General features: G+C 61.4%; 16 protein-coding genes. 2 read left to right on the top strand and 14 right to left on the bottom strand.

Features of this window, described 5'->3' with window-relative positions; genetic code table 11:
- Positions 1-65: 65 nt before the first annotated feature.
- The 12 genes from IB264_RS27375 to IB264_RS27320 form a co-directional block, all read right to left on the bottom strand.
- Entirely contained in the window at positions 66-1,040 is a 975-nt protein-coding gene (locus IB264_RS27375) for a D-glycerate dehydrogenase (RefSeq protein WP_057216127.1), read from the bottom strand.
- A gap of 226 nt (positions 1,041-1,266) precedes the next feature.
- Positions 1,267-2,385, bottom strand: coding sequence for a branched-chain amino acid ABC transporter substrate-binding protein (locus tag IB264_RS27370; protein WP_025428142.1), 1,119 nt, complete (start codon positions 2,383-2,385; stop codon positions 1,267-1,269).
- A 115-nt stretch (positions 2,386-2,500) separates the two neighbouring features.
- Entirely contained in the window at positions 2,501-2,845 is a 345-nt protein-coding gene (locus tag IB264_RS27365; RefSeq protein WP_025428143.1) for a DUF6867 family protein, read from the bottom strand.
- Between the two features lie 24 nt (positions 2,846-2,869).
- Complete coding sequence (locus tag IB264_RS27360) at positions 2,870-3,595, bottom strand: ABC transporter ATP-binding protein (RefSeq protein ID WP_025428144.1); 726 nt, start codon at positions 3,593-3,595, stop codon at positions 2,870-2,872.
- Positions 3,592-4,479, bottom strand: coding sequence for an ABC transporter ATP-binding protein (locus IB264_RS27355; RefSeq protein WP_025428145.1), 888 nt, complete (start codon positions 4,477-4,479; stop codon positions 3,592-3,594). Before IB264_RS27355 ends, IB264_RS27360 begins: the two co-directional genes overlap by 4 nt.
- Positions 4,479-5,864 (bottom strand): high-affinity branched-chain amino acid ABC transporter permease LivM, encoded by a 1,386-nt coding sequence (gene livM / locus IB264_RS27350; protein ID WP_025428146.1) that lies wholly within the window; start codon positions 5,862-5,864, stop codon positions 4,479-4,481. The genes IB264_RS27355 and livM overlap by 1 nt, the downstream gene beginning before the upstream one ends.
- Positions 5,865-5,868: 4 nt before the next feature.
- Positions 5,869-6,771 carry a branched-chain amino acid ABC transporter permease gene (locus IB264_RS27345; protein WP_025428147.1) on the bottom strand — a complete coding sequence of 301 codons (903 nt, stop codon included), beginning with the start codon at positions 6,769-6,771 and terminating at the stop codon, positions 5,869-5,871.
- A 291-nt stretch (positions 6,772-7,062) separates the two neighbouring features.
- Entirely contained in the window at positions 7,063-9,489 is a 2,427-nt protein-coding gene (locus IB264_RS27340; RefSeq protein WP_025428148.1) for an FAD-dependent oxidoreductase, read from the bottom strand.
- A 243-nt stretch (positions 9,490-9,732) separates the two neighbouring features.
- Positions 9,733-10,287 (bottom strand): sarcosine oxidase subunit gamma, encoded by a 555-nt coding sequence (locus IB264_RS27335; protein ID WP_025428149.1) that lies wholly within the window; start codon positions 10,285-10,287, stop codon positions 9,733-9,735.
- Positions 10,288-10,297: 10 nt separating this feature from the next.
- Entirely contained in the window at positions 10,298-13,255 is a 2,958-nt protein-coding gene (locus IB264_RS27330) for a sarcosine oxidase subunit alpha family protein (protein ID WP_025428150.1), read from the bottom strand.
- A complete protein-coding gene (locus tag IB264_RS27325) occupies positions 13,252-13,530 on the bottom strand; it encodes a sarcosine oxidase subunit delta (RefSeq protein ID WP_025428151.1) in 279 nt (92 codons plus the stop codon). The genes IB264_RS27330 and IB264_RS27325 overlap by 4 nt, the downstream gene beginning before the upstream one ends.
- Before the next feature lie 185 nt (positions 13,531-13,715).
- Positions 13,716-14,966, bottom strand: a complete 1,251-nt coding sequence (locus tag IB264_RS27320) for a sarcosine oxidase subunit beta family protein (RefSeq protein ID WP_025428152.1) — start codon at positions 14,964-14,966, stop codon at positions 13,716-13,718.
- A gap of 228 nt (positions 14,967-15,194) precedes the next feature.
- Between IB264_RS27320 and cysQ the strand changes: the two genes are divergently transcribed.
- Positions 15,195-15,971, top strand: a complete 777-nt coding sequence (cysQ, locus tag IB264_RS27315) for a 3'(2'),5'-bisphosphate nucleotidase CysQ (protein WP_025428153.1) — start codon at positions 15,195-15,197, stop codon at positions 15,969-15,971.
- Positions 15,972-16,134: 163 nt separating this feature from the next.
- Here cysQ and IB264_RS27310 read toward each other — a convergent pair whose 3' ends face one another.
- On the bottom strand, positions 16,135-16,512 hold the full coding sequence (locus IB264_RS27310; protein ID WP_025428154.1) for a response regulator: 378 nt from the start codon (positions 16,510-16,512) through the stop codon (positions 16,135-16,137).
- 271 nt (positions 16,513-16,783) lie between these two features.
- On the opposite strand from IB264_RS27310, the gene IB264_RS27305 reads away from it, so the two are divergent.
- Positions 16,784-17,296: a Dps family protein gene (locus IB264_RS27305; protein ID WP_025428155.1), complete on the top strand. Its 513-nt coding sequence runs from the start codon at positions 16,784-16,786 to the stop codon at positions 17,294-17,296.
- A gap of 71 nt (positions 17,297-17,367) precedes the next feature.
- On the opposite strand, the gene IB264_RS27300 is transcribed toward IB264_RS27305, so the two are convergent.
- Positions 17,368-18,123 (bottom strand): Crp/Fnr family transcriptional regulator, encoded by a 756-nt coding sequence (locus IB264_RS27300; protein WP_025428156.1) that lies wholly within the window; start codon positions 18,121-18,123, stop codon positions 17,368-17,370.
- Positions 18,124-18,302 lie beyond the last annotated feature (179 nt).

Genomic DNA, 18,302 nt, shown 5'->3' with positions numbered 1-18,302 from the left:
TTGCAAAGAAAATCGGCAAGGTGATTGCTTTATGGGCAGCGTTTGCCCATCAAACAGCCACCATCTCAGGCGACCCTATCCGGCGGCTCTCGCCCCTCGAAGAAGGCGGTGATGTTGTCGACCACCTTCATGCCCATCGCGACGCGTGTCTCCTCGGTCGCGCTGCCGAGATGCGGCAGCAGAACGACATTTTCGAGCGCCCGCAGGCCCTCCGGCACATTCGGTTCCGCCTCGAAAACATCGAGGCCGGCGCCTTTGATCACTCCGTTCTTCAGCGCCTCGATCAACGCCGGCTCGTCGACCACATCGCCGCGCGCGGTGTTGACGAGATAGGCGCCCTTTTTCATCATCGCCAGCCGCTCGGCATTGATGAGGTGCCGGTTCTCGCCACCGCCGGGGCAGTGCAACGAGACGAAATCCGCAATCGCAAGCACCTCGTCGACGGTACCGAGCTGGCGCGCGCCATAGCGTGCGGCTTCCGCCGCATCGACACGCGAGCGGTTGTAGAACACCACCTCCATGTCGAACCCGAAATGGCAGCGTTTTGCCATCGCCTTGCCGATGCGGCCGAAACCGATGATCCCCAGCGTCTTGCCGGTCACCTTGCTGCCAATCATGTGGGTCGGCCGCCAGCCGGTCCATTCGCCGGCCCTGATCTGACGCTCCCCTTCGCCCGCACGCCGCGCGACGGCAAGCAGCAGCGTCATGGCGATATCGGCAGTGCAATCGGTCAGAACGCCGGGCGTGTTGGTAACGGCGATGTTTGCGGCCTTGGCGGCGGCAACATCGATGTGGTTGTAACCGACACCATAGTTGCCGAGGATCTTTGCCCTGATGTCGCCGCCGTCGAACAGGCTTGCCGGCAGGCGGTCGGAGACCGTCGGCAGCACCGCGTCAAAGCCGCGCAGCGCCTTTGCCAGCTGATCGGCCGACATCGGTACGTCGCTCTCGTTCAAGACGCCATCAAACCGCTCGGCCAGCACGCGCTCCACCGCTTCGGGCCAACGGCGGGTGACGAGAATGCGCGGCTTGGAACTCATGGGACAACCTCTAAAAACAGAATCGTTCGGCGATAGTGCACGAAATGACGGCGAGAGACAGCCCGCGCGGCCCAACGAAAGAGGCCCGGTGCAATGCCTTGCCGAGGCGAAGTCCGACGAGAATCATCGCCATCCCCGTTAACACCCGTCCAGAAACAAAAAGCCCGGCGATCGCTCGCCGGGCTTTCGAAGTTCTGACGTGGTTCAACGAACCTCGAAGCGAGATTTACTCGTTTTCGAAGTAGCTGTACTTGCCGTCTTCACCCTTCTTCCAGGTGTACATGACGTAGTCCGGACGGGTGATGTCGCCCTTTTCGTCATAGCCGAGTTCGCCAATTGCGGTCTTGAACGGGCCTTTGGCCTTGATCGCTTCGGCAACGGCCTGCGGATCGGTCGTGCCGCCAGCCTTGGCAGCTTCGGCGACAACCTGCAGAGCAGCGTAGGCGTAGAGCGTGTAGGCTTCCGGTTCGAAGCCGGCGGCGCGGAACTTCTCGACGAGTTCCTTGGCAGCCGGGTTCTTGCGCGGATCCGGAGCAAACGTCATCAGCGTGCCGTCAACAGCGTCGCCTGCGATCGAGGCCAGTTCGTTCGAAACGATACCGTCGCCCGACATCAGGGTAGCCTTGAGGCCCTGGTCCTTCATCTGGCGCATGATCAGGCCAGCTTCGGTGTGCAGACCGCCGTAGTAGACGATCGAGACGCCGGCTTCCTTCATCTTGGCGATGAGGGCCGAGAAGTCCTTGTCGCCGGTGTTGATGCCTTCATAGAGGGCTTCATTGAGGCCGGCTTCGTTCATCGACTTCTTGGTTTCGTCGGCAAGGCCCTGACCATAAGGGGTCTTGTCGTGAATGACGGCGATCTTGGCGTCCTTGTGGTTGGCGGCAAGGAAGGCGCCGGCAACTGCGCCCTGCTGGTCGTCACGACCGCAAGTGCGGAAGGTGTTCCAGAGGCCGCGCTCGGTGAACTGCGGGTTGGTGGAAGCCGGCGTTACCTGGAGAATGCCGTTTTCGGCATAGACTTCCGAAGCCGGGATGGACACGCCCGAGTTGAAGTGGCCGACAACGAACTTCACGCCGTCAGCGACGAACTTGTTGGCGACCGAAACGCCCTGCTTGGCGTCGGAAACGTCGTCGCCGAGTACAACCTTGATCTGTTCCCCATTGATACCGCCGGCAGCATTGATGTCTGCAGCAGCCTGTTCGGCACCTTTCTGCAGCTGTGCACCGAACGCAGCGTTCGGGCCGGTCAGCGGGCCAGCAACGCCAACGAGAATATCAGCCCATGCGGTGCCGCTGAAAGCGACCATTGCCGACAGCGCAACGGCCGACAGAAGAGACTTTTTCATTTTGTTACTCCCAATTATCCGAGCGGGTCTCGTTACCAACCTGCGCAATGCCCACCGTAATTCGCGCCGGTATTTCTTTCGCACCGGCCGCGGCGGCCGGCGCGCGCTGTTCCCATTATTTGGCTTTCCAGGAGAAAGGCGAAGCCTTCTCATAGAGCCAATAGTAGTTATTGGTCATTTGCTTGGTCCGGTAGTACCGGAAACCTGCGGTAGCAAACAACAAAAGTACGACCGTGTCCACGATATAGTAATGCAGACTGAACATCGTACCTCCGAACAGGGCGTGGTGCACGAAGCGGATCCCAAGCCCCAGCAGCGCCACATAGACGAAGAGGCGCGGAAGCTCCTCCCAGCCCTCGGCGACGCTCTTTCCCGTTCTCCACGCGGTCCAGCCGCCCAGAACACAGGTGATGAAAAGAAACTGCCAGACCGACACTTCTTCGTAGAGAATACCCTGCATGTCACAAACTCCAGATGCGGCGCATCAATGGCGGCCGCCTTCGAGATAGGCCGCGCGGACTTCCGGATTGGCGAGCAGTTCCTTGCCCGAGCCGCTCATCGTCACGCGGCCGTTGACCATCACGTAACCGCGGTCGGAAAGCTTCAAGGCGCCGAACGCATTCTGCTCGACGAGGAACACGGTCAGTCCCTCTTCCTTGTTCAGCTTCTTGATGGCTTCGAAGATGCCCTTAACGATCAGCGGCGCCAGGCCGAGCGATGGCTCGTCCAGCAAAAGGAGCTTCGGGCGCGCCATCAGCGCGCGGGCGATCGACAGCATCTGCTGCTCGCCGCCCGAAAGCGTACCGCCGCGTTGAGCCTGGCGCTCCTTAAGTCGCGGGAACAGCGAGAACACCTTCTCGGCGTCCTCGTTGAAATGTTTGAGGTTGTCGAGGCTTGCGCCCATCTGCAGGTTTTCGAATACGGTCATGCGCGGAAAAATGCGACGGCCTTCCGGCGACTGCGCGATGCGAAGACGCGCGATCTCGTGCGTCGGCATGCGGGTAATTTCCTCACCTTCGAACATGACCGCGCCGGTGCGCGCCTGCGGGCTGCCGCAGATCGTCATCATCAGCGTCGACTTGCCAGCGCCGTTGGCGCCGATCAGGCAGACGATTTCACCGCGATGCACTTCGACGTCGACGCCGTTCAGCGCCCGGATATTGCCGTAGTAGGTCTCGACGGCCTTTACTTGCAGCAGAGGCGCGCTCATGGCTTGGATCCTCCCTGTCCGCCTTCGATTTCCTCGATTTCTTCGATCACCTCTTCGACCTCTTCATCCTCGACACCCAGATAGGCCGCAATGACCCTCGGATCGTTCTTCACGAAATCCGGGTTGCCGTCGGAAATCTTCTGACCGTATTCCAAAACGACCACGTGGTCGGAAATCTCCATCACCACCGACATGTCGTGCTCGATCAACAGGATCGAGGTGCCGGTTTCGCCGCGGATACCCTGCAGCAACTCGTTGAGCGCCAGCGATTCACGCGGATTGAGACCGGCTGCCGGCTCGTCAAGGCATAGGAGTTCCGGTCCGGTGCACATGGCGCGGGCGATTTCGAGCCGCCGCTGGGCGCCATAGGGCAGATCGCCGGCCGGGTCGTCGGCACGATCGACCAGCGACGCCTTTTCCAGCCAATGGCGGGCAAATTCGATCGATTCTTTCGAGGCCTGCTTGTAGGCGGGAAAGCCGAGCAGTCCGAGGAAGGTATAGCCCGACGCCTGCATCAGCTTGTTGTGCTGTGCGACCAGCAGGTTTTCCAGCACCGTCAGGCCGGAGAACATCCGGATGTTCTGGAAGGTGCGCGCGACCTTGGCGTGCTTGGTGATCTCGAAATCCGGCAGGCGCTCCAGCAGATATTCCTTACCGGACTTCTGCTTCATGGTGATCATGCCCATGGTCGGCTTGTAGAAGCCGGTGATGCAGTTGAACACCGTGGTCTTGCCGGCTCCGTTCGGGCCGATCAGCGCGGTGATGTCACCGCGATAGGCTTCGAAGGAGAAGTCGTTGATGGCCATGAGACCGCCGAAGCGCATCGACAGGTGCTCAACCGAGAGAATGGGATCTTTTGTCATTGTCGTTGTCTCGAGGGCCATCAGCCATGCCCTTCCTTGGTGAAGCTGCCGGAGATCGCCTTGCGTTCGCGCAGGAACGCTGTCGGCTCACGCGAGCCGACAAAACCGCGCGGCTTCCAGACCATCACGACGACCATCGCCAGGCCGAAGATCAGCATACGGTAGAGTTCAGGCGTGAAGTCCGGTCCGAAGATCGCCTTCAGGAAGGAAAGCTCGCGCAGGATTTCCGTGCCGCCGATCATCGCCACCGCGGCGATGGCGATACCGGTGAGCGAACCCATGCCACCGAGAACAACGATCGCCAGAATGACCGCGGATTCGAGGAACACGAAGGATTCCGGCGAGACGAAACCCTGGCGCACGGCGAAGAACGAACCTGCGATGCCGCCGAACATGGCGCCCGTTGCAAAGGCGGTAAGCTTTGTCGTGACCGTGTTGATGCCGAGCGAGCGGCAGGCGATCTCGTCCTCGCGCAGCGCTTCCCAGGCGCGGCCGATCGGCATCCGGCGAAGGCGGATGGTGACGAAGGCCGTCAGCATGCAAAGGCCAAGGATCAAATAGAACAGGAAGATCTTGTAGTAGGCCGACGACATGGGGAGCCCCATCATCGCTGCAAAACCATCCTTGGAAGCGTCGAACTTGATGCCGAACAGGGTCGCCTTGGCGATGCCGGAGACGCCGAACGTTCCCTTGGTCACTTCGGTCCAGTTTATGAGGACAAGCCGTATGATTTCCCCGAAGGCGAGCGTGACGATCGCCAGGTAGTCACCCCTTAGCCGCAAGACCGGGAATCCGAGGACCATGCCCCAGCAGGCCGAGAGAATACCGGCAACCGGCAGCAGAACCCAGAAGGAGAGCCCGAAATAAGTCGACAGCAGCGCGTAGGAATAGGCACCCACCGCGTAGAAGGCGACATAGCCGAGGTCCAGCAGACCTGCCAGGCCGACGACGATGTTGAGGCCCCAGGCGAGCATCACGTAGATCAGGATCTGGACGCCGAAATTGTCGACCCACTTCAGCGAGCCCTGCGCACCGACGAGCGCCACGATCACAGGCGGATAGAGAACGAGCGCAATGATCGCGATCTTCGAGAAATTGCGCTTGAAGAAGCTCTCTTCCCTAACGACCTCCTCCGCTTCGGCCTTGGCGGCCTTGCGGCGCGCCATTGCCGGCTGGATATAGGCGACCATCAGGAACCGGCCGACGGCGGCGACGATCACGAAGATCGCAAGCAGACCCCAGCGCTGGTTGAGGACCAGCTCGTTGCGAATGTTCTGGTCGCTCTTCAGGCCGACGAACAAGACGAAGAGGCCGAGAGAGATAAGGCCCGCGAAGACAGCCTCGCGCAGGGCCCGCGCCGTCAGATCACTGCCGGCGCTTGCAGATGTAGAAGCAATGTTTGCCATTGATTTATACCTTCTCGACTTCCGGTCGTCCGAGTATGCCAGACGGCTTGAAGATCAGGACGATTGCGAGAATGGAGAACGTCGCAACATCCTTGTAGTCGATGGTGAAATAAGCGGACCAGAGGGACTCGATGAGGCCGATCAGCAACCCGCCGAGAACAGCGCCCGGCAAGGAGCCGATGCCGCCAAGAACAGCTGCAGTAAAGGCCTTGACCCCCGGAACAAATCCGTCGGTGAAGACGACCACACCATAATACATCAAGTACATGGTGCCGGCGACAGCAGCGAGCGCTGCGCCCATGACGAAGGTCACCGAGATGGTACGGTCGACGTCAACACCCAGGAGGGCCGCCATCTTGCGGTCCTGTTCCGTTGCGCGCTGAGCGCGCCCGAGCGGCGTCTTGTTGACGATGTACCAGAACACGGACAACAGGATCGCCGTGATGATGATGATGATGATCTGCTTCAGCGAGATCGTGATGCCCAACACCTCGTAAACCGAGGAAACGAGCGGCGGGATCGGCTTGTTGCGCGGTCCCTGCGTCACCTGGATGAAGTTCGACAGGGCGATCGACATGCCGATTGCCGTGATTAGCGGAGCCAGGCGGAACGAACCGCGTAGCGGCCGGTAAGCCACCCGCTCGATGGTCCAGTTCCAGAGCGCCGCCGTCAGCATGCCGACGATCATCATCAGCAACAGGGCAAGTACAACCGGTATGCCAGCCATGAATGTTGTGAGAAGCAGAAAGACAATCAAAGCGGCAAAACCGCCGAGCATGAAGATATCGCCGTGGGCGAAGTTGATCATGCCAATGATGCCGTAGACCATGGTATAACCAATTGCGATCATACCATAAATAGACCCAAGAGTCAGCCCATTGACGAGCTGCTGGACGAAATACTCCATCAATCTTCCCCTGGACCAGATCCATAAGGTCCGGTCTCTTGTTTTTTGAGCTCATTGTTGAGCGTTCTGTTGATCGATTCCATACCTCTTTCAAACGAAAAGAAAAGCTAAAAAACGTGGGAGCGGCAAAATCTTCGCCTATAAAATCGATTTGACGCTTTTGAAGTCATAAAAAACAAAAAAAATGCACGTCTCGCCTGGGGAATAGTCAACTTTAGTCTAAAACCGCGTGCAATCCGGCCTGTGGATGAATCGGCAAGCAACAAGACCAGCTCGCCGATTTGCCTCCCGTCAACCACGCATGCGCTCACCGTTTGCGTCGAACAATGGGTAGGGTTGCAACCGCGCCGGCAGGATCTCACCGAGCAGTTCGATCGCCCAGCCTGCCTCTTCATCAGCGATCTCCTTGGGCACGTAACCAAGCGCCACCGACACCCCGCTGGCGTGGGCATAGCCGCCGGATGTCACCCAACCGCGCACCGCGCCGTCGAAATAGATCGGTTCGTCGCCGATGACATCGGCATCGCGCGTCTCGAGCAGGAAGGTGCGCAGACGAAGCTGTCCGCCTTCTGCCTTCTCGCGCATTGCCGCCGCCTTTCCGATGAAACCCGCCGGTTTACCGAGCGCCACAAACCTGCCAAGGCCGGCCTCCAGCGGACCGTAGAGCGGCCGAAACTCGCGCGACCAGCTGCCGAACGATTTTTCGACCCTGAGGGCATTGAGGGCGCGAAGGCCAAACAGCCGGATGCCGAAGGCCGCACCCTTTTCCAGGATCAGATCGAACAGGTAGCGCTGGTATTCCGGCTTCATCCAGATCTCGTAGCCGACGTCACCGGTATAGCTGACCCGACCGACGATCGCCGGCGCCATACCGAGATTCATCCGGCGAATATCCATGAACGCAAAGGCCTTATCACCGACGTCGAGATGGGTCAGCGCCGCCAGCACGTCCCGCGCCTTCGGCCCGGCGATCGACAGCCCGACAAGCTCCAGCTTCAACGGACGGATCGAGACCGAGCCATTCTCTGGCAGGTGCGCCTCGAACCAGCGCATATGATAATCCTCGGCGATGCCGGAGCCGATGAGGAGGAAATCCTGTTCACCGAGCTTGGCGAGCGTGAAGTCGCCGATCAGCTTGCCATCGTCTTTCAGCATCGGCGCCAGCGACATCCGCCCCACAGCCGGGATACGGCAGGCGAGCATCCCATCGAGCCAGGCTTCCGCCCCCGCCCCCTTGATCTCGTATTTGGCAAAGCCGGAGGTTTCCATCAGCCCGACAGCGGCGCGCACCGCGCGGGCTTCGTCGCCGACCGTGTCGAAATCGGTCGAGCGGCGCCAGGAGAAGTGATCCTCGACACCGGCAAGTGCAAACCACAGCGGCGTTTCCAGGCCATAGGAAGCACCGAACACGGCACCGGCCGCCTTCAACCGGTCATAGATCGGCGTCGTGAGCAGCGGCCGTGCGGCCGGCAGCTCCTCGTTCGGATAACGGATGGAAAAACGGCGCGAATAGTTCTCGCGCACCTTGGCGTTGGTATAGGCAAGCGTGGCGAAATCGCCATAACGCGCCACGTCCATGGCAAAGACGTCGAAGCCGGGATCGCCGTCTATCATCCAGTTGGCAAGCGCCAGGCCGACGCCGCCGCCCTGGCTGAAGCCGGCCATGACGGCACAAGCCGACCAGAAATTGCGCAGCCCCCGCACCGGCCCGACCAGCGGGTTTCCATCCGGCGAAAAGGTGAAGGGCCCGTTGATGACCTTCTTGATGCCGGCTCTGTTGAAGGCCGGGAAATGCCGGAAGCCGACCTCGAGTTCCGGCGAGATGCGGTCGATGTCCTCGGCCAGCAGCTCATGGCCGAAATCCCAGGGTGTCGTCACCGGCGACCAGGGGCGGCAGGCTTTCTCATAGGTGCCCATCAACATGCCATTGCGCTCTTGGCGCAAGTAAATCTCGCCATCGAAATCGACACAGTGCATCAGCTCCTTGCCGCGCGTCTGGTTGAACTCGATGACCTCGGGCATATCTTCGGTGATGAGATACATATGCTCCATCGCCAGAACGGGCAGCTCCAGCCCGACCATGCGGCCGACCTCGCGCGCCCAGAGGCCCGCGGCGTTGACCACATGCTCTGCAATGATTTCGCCCTGATTGGTGATGACGCGCCAGGATCCGTCCTCGCGCTGCACGAGATCCTCGACCTTTGTGTGCAGATAGATCTCGGCCCCATTCTTCTTGGCCGACTTGGCATAGGCATGGGTCGTTCCATAGGGATCGAGATGGCCCTCGACCGGGTCGAACACCGCGCCAACGAACTGATCTGGATCCAGCAGCGGCATCAGGTCGTGCGCTTCCTTGGGCGTCAGCAGCTCGGCCTCGAGCCCCATGTAGCGGCCCTTGGCGAGGATCGACTTCATCCAGTCGAAACGCTCCTTGGTCGCGGCCAGCATCATGCCCGACGTCATGTGCAGGCCGATGTCCTGGCCGGAATATTCCTCGATCTCCTTGTAGAGTTCGACGGTGTATTTCTGCAGCTTGGCGACGTTGGGGTCGCCGTTGATCGTGTGCATGCCACCGGCGGCATGCCAGGTCGAACCGGAGGTCAGCTCCGATCGCTCCAGCAGCACCACGTCGGTCCAGCCGAACTTCGTGAGATGGTAGAGGATCGAGCAACCGACAACGCCGCCACCGATCACGACGACTCTGGCATGGCTTTTCATGCGCACACTCCGCTTTCCCGCGCATCCGGGCGAAGCGCGGCTCAGTTTTCAGGAAGAAAGGGTCAGGCACGACTACCGCCCACCCGGTCTGTTCAGGCACGGGAACAGCGTGCGGCGAGCAGGGCAAAGCCTAGTCAGAAAGATGGCCGCGTTAAAGACGTGGCTGCGAAGAACGCTTGTCCGTTTCCGCCATCTGCTGGCGGGTTGGCGACCCAAATGCGGCATTCGATGCCGCATTTGATTTTAGTCGGAAAAAGCGGCCGAAAGGTCGAACGCGCGGCCCATCGCCATCAGGTCGTCGAAGAGCGATTCGGCAAAGCTGCGCGAAACGATCAACTCGAATGCGTTCTCGCCGGTGCGCGCCAGGTTGATGCCGATATGGCCGCAAAGCACATTGGTGCTGCCACCCAGTGCGAAGGCCGCAGGGTGGAGATCGACGCCGATGCCCTTGGCCAGGATCTGCCGCACGGACGGCCCGGAGAGGCGCAACAGAACGCGGCCGTCGCTCTGGTCGACGACATGCGCCTGCGTGCCACACAGCATATCGAGACGGCGCATGAGCCCGACTGGCGTATCGACCTGCGACACCACCAGCCACTCGCCGGGTCCGCAATAACGCAACGACAGGTCGGGTGTCGACGAAAGCGCCCGTTGTACCGCCGCTTCAAGTCCGACATGGGCGAGCACAGTCGCGATTGCCTGCCAATGGCCGACCTCGAGGTGATCCGCATTCGCGGGCTTCGGGGTGCCGCGCAGCTTCTGGTCGAGCGCATGGCGGTTGTTGTAGTCGCGAACCATCACCGCCTCCTCAGGCTTTCAGCTTCTTGTTTTCGGGATCGACGAACGCCGGGTCGCAGACCTCGGCGATGACCTCGTGATCGCGCAGCTTGTCCCAGACGACGATCTTTTCGCCGTAGCGCTCGCGCCCGGACTTGAGGAAGGCAAGCGCGATGTGCTGCCCCAAAACCGGCGAATAGCCGGCGGAGCTGACCCAGCCCTGATCGTTGAGCGTCGACGGCTTCATGCCTTCTTTCAGAAGATGAGCGCCGGCACGCATGTCCTTGTCCTTGTCCACCGGCCTCAGCCCGACAAGCTGCATACGGTCTGCCGCCGTCAGGCCGTAGCGTGCGGACAGATGTTTGCCGATAAAATCGGGTTTCTGCGCCGAAAACATGCGCCCAAGCCCGGCATCGTCGGGTGTCACGCGGCCGTCGAATTCCGCATGAGTCAGAAGCCCCTTTTCAAGCCGCAGCACGTTCAATGCCTCGACACCGTAGGCGCAGATATCATGCGCTCGCCCGGCCTCCATGATCTGCTCGGCAACCGCTTCACCGTAACCGGCGGGAACGGCAAGTTCGAAGGCCAATTCGCCGGAAAATGAGATGCGGAACAGCCGGGCGTGGATGCCGCCGCGAAGCGCCGTTGCGCGTGCCGACAGGAACGGGAAAGCCGTTTCCGAGATATCCTCGTCGACCAGTTGCTGCAGCACATCGCGCGCCTTCGGGCCGGCAATCGCCATCTGCGCCCACTGATCGCTTGACGAGCAGAACCTGACCTTGAGATCGGGCCACAGCACCTGCGCGCAATAATCGATGTGGGACATGACCGCGCCGGCCATGGCAGTGGTCGTCGTCACGAAGAAGTGGTCCTCCGCCAGCCGGCTCACGGTGCCGTCGTCGAAGACGAAGCCGTCCTCGCGCAGCATCAATCCGTAACGGGCCTTGCCGACCGGCAGCTTCAGCATGGCGTTGCAATAGAGCCGGTTGAGAAACTCCGCCGCGTCAGCTCCGAAAACCTCGATCTTGCCGAGCGTCGACACATCGCAGAGCCCGACATTGGCGCGAACATTGAGGACCTCGCGGTCGACGCTTTCGCGCCAGGTCTTTTCGCCGGCGCGCGGGAACCAGGCCGAGCGGAACCAGAGGCCGGAATCGACGAAGGTCGCGCCGTGCTTCTTCGCCCATTCGTGTAGCGGCGACTTGCGGGTCGGCGTCGCGTGGCTGTCGCGGGATGTCCCCGCCAGCGCACCGAAGGAGACCGGCGTGTAGAACGGCCGGAACGTGGTCGTGCCGACCTCGGCCGGACTCACCCCACGCATGCCGGCGAGAATGCCGACCGCATTGATATTGGAAAGCTTGCCCTGGTCGGTCGCCATGCCGCTGGTGGTATAGCGTTTGGCGTGCTCCACATGGCCGAAACCCTCGCGCAGCGCGAGACCGAGATCCTTCGCGTGCACATCGTTCTGGAAATCCACGAAGGCCTTCGACTTGGCGCCGGGCACATACCATACAGCAGCAAACGAAGGTTCAACCTCGGGCTCAGTCACCGGCAGCAGTGCTGCGGCCGCGTTGAAGCCAAGCTCTGAGGCAATCGCAGTCGCCTTCTCGGCACCGTCGCGCAGGCAGCCGGCAAGCGTGTAGACACCATTGGCCGCTCCAGCGACCCGAAGGGCATTGCCGACATCGGGTGCTGCGAATGCCTTAAGGGTATCCGACCACACCGGCCGAGCGCCGCGCTGGCAGGCGAGATGAATGACCGGGCTCCAACCACCGGACATGCCAAGCGCATCGCAGGCGATCAGTTCCTCAAAGCCCGAGCGCTCGACGACGATGCCCGACAGCCGCCTCCTGCCCCTGGTGTCGACGATCGAGCCGGAGCGGATCACCCGCACGCCATCGGGTGCGACATCGTTGGTCTCCGGTCGGCTGTCGATGATAGTCGAAACCGCAACGCCCTTCGCCGACAGGTCGCGAGCCGTGCGATAGCCGCTGCTGCCGCTGGTGAAGATTGCAACCGACTTGCCGGCAGAAACGCCATAACGCTTAGCGTAGGTCGAAACGGCGCCGGCCATCATCACGCCGGGGCGATCATTGCCGCCAAACACCAGCGGCCGCTCTTCAGCGCCGGTCGCCAGCAGAGCGCGCTTGGCGGCAATGCGCCACACGCGTTCGGTCGGCAGCTTGGTCGATGGCTCGGCCACATGTTTCTGCACGCGCTCGACCGCACCGAAGACATTGTCGTCATACCAGCCGAAGACCGTGGTGCGCGGCAGAAGCGTGACGTTTTCGAGTGACTTCAGTTCAGCGACGGCACGATCTGCAAACGCGGGCGCCGACGCACCGTCAACCGTTTCGGTTTCCGACAGCAGCGATCCGCCGAGGCGAAAATCCTCATCCGCCAGGATAACGCGAAGCCCGGCGCGACCGGCCGTCAAGGCGGCCATCAGACCCGCCGGTCCGCCGCCGACGACGAGCAAATCGCAGAAGGCCCAGGATTTTTCATAGCTCTCGGGGTCGCGTTCCAGCACCGCCCGCCCGAGACCGGCGGCCCGCCGGATCACCGGCTCATAAAGCTTTTCCCAGAGCTGGCGGGGCCACATGAAGGTCTTGTAGTAGAAGCCGGCGCCGAGAAACGGCGAAAGCAGGCCGTTGACCGCGCAGACATCGAACCCGAGCGATGGCCAGCGGTTCTGGCTCTTCGCCGTCAAGCCGGCATAGAGCTCGGCGACCGTCGCCTTGGTATTCGGATCGCTGCGGGCGCCCGAACCAAGGGTCACGAGCGCGTTCGGCTCCGACGGCCCGGCACTGACGATGCCGCGCGGCCGGTGGTACTTGAAGCTGCGGCCGACCAGCATCTGGTCGTTGGCAAGCAAGGCAGAGGCAAGCGTATCGCCGGCAAAGCCGCGCAGCGGGTTGCCGTCGAAGGTGAAGCTCAGCACTTTGCTGCGATCGACAAGACCGCCGGCGGACAGGCGATAAGCGGTCATCGCTGCGCCTCACGCGCCGCGGCCGCACCGTCGACAGCCGAATAGACCTCATGGGTGACCGTGTCGCGTTCGACAACCAGGAACCGGCGACAGCCGGCAACATGATGCCAATGTTCTACCGTTCGGCCGCGTGGGTTGGCGCGCACATAGACATAGTCATGCCAGGCTTCATCCGAGGCTGAAGGCGCCGGCCGAATGACCGACGCATCGCCACGGATTGCGAACTCTTCCTTCGGGCGGACCCCGCAATGGGGACAGGTGATCAGGCTTGCCATTGTCTTCCGTATCCTGGAGCCTCAACACAGCTCCCTCAATATTCCTGGTCAGCCGGATGGTCGTCATCCGGCTCGCGCCGATCTAGAGCGCCGTGCGTTCAGATGAACGCACAAAGGACGCTCTAGCACTTTGATTCTAGAGCATCTTATCCGCTTTCAGTGATTCCACTTGAAAGCGGGATGCTCTAGTGAAGATTGGGCTGCGGCCCGGCCCCTGCCTCGTCGACCGCATAGCCCCGCGCGAAACGATCGAGCCGCAGGGCGCGCGCCACCGGGTGGGTGTCGTTCCTGGCGATGAGATGCGCGAAACAGTAGCCCGAGGCCGGCGTCGCCTTGAAGCCGCCGTAGCACCAACCGCAATTGAGGTAGAGGTTGTCGATCGAGGTGCGGTCGATGATCGGCGATCCATCCATGCTCATGTCCATGACACCGCCCCAGGCGCGCAGCACCCGGACGCGCGACAGGCCGGGGATCATCGACACCCCCTCCTCCATCACATGTTCGGCCGTCGCTAGATTACCGCGCTGGGCATAGGAGGAGTAACCGTCGATCTCGGCGCCGAAGACCAGTCCGCCCTTGTCCGACTGCGAGATATAGAAGTGTCCGCCGCCATAGACGATCACGTGATCGATGCACGGCTTCAGCCCCTCGGTCACGAAGGCCTGCAGCACGTGGCTTTCGAGCGGCAGCTTCAGGTCGGCCATCTCGCCGACGCGCGAGGAGTTGCCGGCCGCTGCCAGCGCCAGCTTGCCGCAACCGATGAAGCCCTTTGACGTTTCCACCCCGGTGACGACGCCATTCTCGCGGCGAATGCCGGTCACCTCGCAATGCTCGATGATGTCGACGCCGTGCTGGTCCGCCCCGCGCGCATAACCCCAGGCGACGGCGTCATGGCGGGCGGTGCCCGCGCGCCGCTGCAGGAGGCCCCCGAGGATCGGGTAGCGCGCATGATCATAATTGAGGAAGGGGATCATCTTCTTCAGTTGTTCGCGCTCGATCAACTCGGCCGCAACCCCTTCCATCCACATCGCGTTGCCGCGCCTGACATAGGCGTCGCGCTGGGCGTCGCTGTGGTAAAGCATGATGACGCCGCGCTGGGAGAGCATGACGTTGTAGTTCAGGTCCTGCTCAAGCCCTTCCCAGAGCTTCATCGAGAATTCGTAGAAGGGTTCGTTGCCGGGCAGCATGTAATTGGAGCGCACGATCGTGGTGTTGCGGCCGACATTGCCCGATCCGAGATAGCCCTTTTCGAGCACCGCGACGTTCTTCACGCCGAATTCCTTGGCGAGATAGTAGGCGGTCGCAAGACCATGGCCGCCGCCACCGACAATGATTACGTCATAATGGGATTTCGGCTGAGGCTGTCGCCATTGCGGTTTCCAGTTCAGGTTTCCGGAAAGGGCGTTCCTGACGATCGAGTATGCGGAATAACGCATGAAGTCATCCAGTTCAGTTGCGTCGGCACATTTGCACAGCCGGCGCGAGGAGCAAAGATGCAAGCTTCTCGCAGCTGCAAAAATCAAGCCGGCCATTTGCCGCAAGGCACGAAAACTCGCGTAACCGGCGCCTGCGACACGACATTTCGTAGGAACCGTCTAAAACTATGGGCAACTTCTGTCGTTGAGTGTGGTATGGCCCGACAAAGGCCCGAAAGACGACAGGCAATGCTCGACATTCTGCAAAAATCCGCGATCGCCGCCGGGCGCGCCATCCTCGACATCTACAACGCCGGCCCGGCAGTGACCTACAAGCCCGACTGTTCGCCCGTGACGGACGCCGACGCGTGTGCGGAGCGCATCATCCTGGCCGATCTTGCCGCCGCCTTTCCTGACATTCCCGTCGTGGCTGAGGAATCGGTCGCGGCCGGCTCCATCCCCGACATCTCAGGCAAGTCATTCTTTCTCGTCGACCCGCTCGACGGCACCAAGGAATTCATCGGCCGCCACAACGACTTCACCGTCAACATCGCGTTGATCGAAAACGGCGCGCCAGTTGCCGGCGTCGTCTACGCTCCGGCACTCGGCATCCTCTACGCCGCCGCCGGCGGCAAGGCACTGAAAGCAGTGGTCTCCGAAGCCTTTCACGTCGGACCTGAAACCGTGATCGGCTGTCGCAGTCGCGGCGATCGGCTGGTGGCGCTTGCGAGCCGCTCGCACAACAGTGCCGAGACCGTTGCCTATCTCGCCGAACATGGGATCACCGACTACGAGGCCGTCGGCTCCTCGCTCAAGTTCTGCCTGCTGGCCGACGGCCTTGCCGACGTCTACCCGCGCTTCAGCCGTACGATGGAGTGGGACACGGCCGCCGGCGATGCCATCCTGCGCGCGGCCGGCGGCGAGACGCTGACGATGGAAGGCACGCCGCTCACCTATGGCAAACGCAATCAGACGAGCGACAGCGATTTTGCCAATCCCTGGTTCGTCTCCCGCGGCAAGACCTGAGGCCGGAATCGGCCAGAACGAGCGTCATTACGATATGGACGTGAGACCGGTAACGCCTCGCCGCCACGCGATGTCATTTCACCATCGCCACCGCCGCTCTCAGCCGGTGGCTTGATGCAGAACCCGGCGAGATTAAGAGACCGAGGCTACGGCTCTAGCCGCCTCACCGCCTGGTGGCCGTGGCGATCAGGTTGCCGATCGAACTCTCGTTGAATGGCTTGTCGATCCTTGGGATACCCCGCAGATGCGCCGGGAAGATCTCCGCGTCGCCGTAGCCGCTGGTAAAGCCGAAACACAAGCCGCGGGCGAGGATCGCATCCGCTACCGCAAAGCTGGTCTCATCCTCGAGATTGACGTCGAGGATGATGAAATCGAACGACTGGGCGGCAATCAGCTTCATCGCCTGATCGGCGTTGGCGGCGATCTGGACATCGCTGATACCCATCGATTTCAGGATTTCTTCGGCATCCATCGCGATGATGAAATTGTCTTCCAGAACGAGCACTGTTCTGATCGACGGTGGAATCTCGATCGTTGGCATTCGGTCCACCTTTCGCGAGAACCATGCGCCGGCCGCAGAAGCGGTCGCCGCATTCAACCTTGATCTATAGACCCCGCGAACCCACCCGGCATTTAAAAAAGACATGTCGGGCACCCCCAGCGATTTTGTCGCATCTCTACCCGCGCCAGCGAAGGAACAAGGCGCGCTGGGGGGCGTTCAATAGGAAGCGGCGCATCGCCGGCTGAAAGCTGCATTCGCGGCCGCGTCTCGATACTCAGGATGAATTTCCGAAACGGATTGGAGAAAGATCATGGCACAGGCAGCCTCCGTGCTGAAACCGAAGGTCAAGGACGAGGAATTCGACATCGGGCTGAAGAAGGCCTATCGCCAGCAGATGGCGGCCGCGCTCTCCGACATTCTCGCCGACACGTACAAGCTTGTCATCAAGAGCCACATCTATCACTGGAATGTCGTCGGTCCGCTGTTCAAGCCGCTGCATGAACTGACCGAGGAACACTACAACACACTGTTCAAGGCCACCGACATCATCGCCGAGCGCATCCGCGCGCTGGGGCACCTGGCGCCGGCAAAGCTTGGCGAGGCCAATCAGTTTGCGCCGACCAGCGCCTCGGTGAACCACACGACCGCCGCCGAGATGGTCGCCGACCTCATTGCCGACCACGAGGCTGCGGCCCGACGCATGCGCGACGCCGGCACCAAGGCCGACGACAACGGCGACCTGGTGACGACGGACATGCTGACCGACCGGCTCAATTTCCATGAGAAGGCGCTGTGGATGTTGAGAGCGATCGTCGCCGCCTGACGACCGATGAACGGTGTCACCGAGCCCCGCCGTCCGGCGGGGCTTCTTGCATATCAGTCCAGACCGAAGCGTCAGATCAGCGGCCGCTTGGCCTCGCTGAAACCTTCCCAGCCGGCGATCGTCAGCAGGCCGTCGATATCGCGAACGTTGCAGCCCTTGTCCGCCCAGCGGATCATGCCACGCTCGGCCAGCTTCTTCAGTGTCTTGTTGGTATGGACGATCGAGAGGCCGAGCGTATCGGCCACGTGCTGCTGCGTAATCGGGATCGCCACGCGGCTGCCGTTGAAGAGGTCCAACGCCTTGGCACGCTGATAGAGAAAGGCGATGAGATAGGCGGCACGTTCCAGCGCCGACCGGCGGCCGATGCTCAAGAGGTTCTCGTCGAGGATGCGCTCTTCGCGCGCGGCGATCCAGGTCAGGTCATAGGCGAGATCAGGATAGCTGCTATAGAGCCGATTGAGCTTGCCGCGTTCGAAGACGCAGAGCGTGACAGGCGAGAGGGCCTCGATCGAATGCTGCATCTCCCCCATGAGGCTGCCCTGTAGTCCAACGAGATCGCCGGGCATGATGTAGTTGAGGATCTGCCGGCGCCCGTCGTCGAGCATCTTGTAGCGAAATCCCCAACCGCTCAGCACGGTAAAGAGATAGGCGCTGTGTGCGCCTTCCACCAGGATCGTCGCCCCGCCGTCGACTGCGAGTTCCCCTGTCTTGAACTGTGAGACGAAGGCCAGCTCGTCCGCGGTGAATGCCCGGAAATGATCGAGCTTGCGCAAGGGACAGCTTTCGCATGGGATGCGTTTGTCGTTGCGGGTTGCCGTTCCTGCCATCAATCCATCCGATACCTGTTGCGGCAGGCCACTCTGGCTACCGATGGTTCTTATCGGAACTAGTGTGCCCGGTCGGGGTGACAAGGTTTGGCGTGCTGAAAACGGATAGATTTCAGGCGCTTCAACGCTAGGCGCAACGGACCACAGTGATGGACAGGCGCCTCCTTGCGCCCTATCTC

It is taken from the genome of Ensifer sp. ENS11 (assembly GCF_014851895.1).
Taxonomy (GTDB): Bacteria; Pseudomonadota; Alphaproteobacteria; order Rhizobiales; family Rhizobiaceae; genus Ensifer; species Ensifer canadensis.
Note: the sequence above shows the minus strand (reverse complement) of the source record. Positions and strands in the feature narration are given on the sequence as shown.